This is a genomic window from Oleiphilus sp. HI0080, from assembly GCF_001635135.1.
The window spans coordinates 1-301 of the sequence record NZ_LWFU01000211.1 but is presented as its reverse complement, the minus strand read 5'-3'; the positions used below and the strand labels follow the sequence as shown (position 1 = coordinate 301).

Here is a 301-nt window from a genome sequence, read left to right as displayed (position 1 = left end):
CTACATTGACCGTCGATGAACCGATCAAACTAATTGCCGGTGGAGTAGTGTCGGCAACGATGACAGTTCTAGTCACTTGGGCTGCAAAGTTGCCTGCGACGTCACTGACGTTGTAGGTGACCGTATAGGTTCCGGGAATATTCGTGTTGACTGGATTATTAGTCGAAATAGATCCGGTTAATGGGCCATCAACTGAATCAGAGGCAGTGGCTCCAGCGTCGTTGTACGTGTCGCCTTGTTCAATGTTCACCGTCGGTGCGCCAACGAGGGTAATGACTGGAGGCGTTGTGTCGGCAACAAT

The 301-nt window shown here is 50.8% G+C and carries 1 protein-coding gene; it reads right to left on the bottom strand.

Going from position 1 to position 301, the window contains the following annotated elements; genetic code table 11:
* A partial coding sequence (locus A3751_RS02305; RefSeq protein ID WP_156492207.1) for a DUF5011 domain-containing protein occupies positions 1-301 on the bottom strand: 301 nt, incomplete at both ends.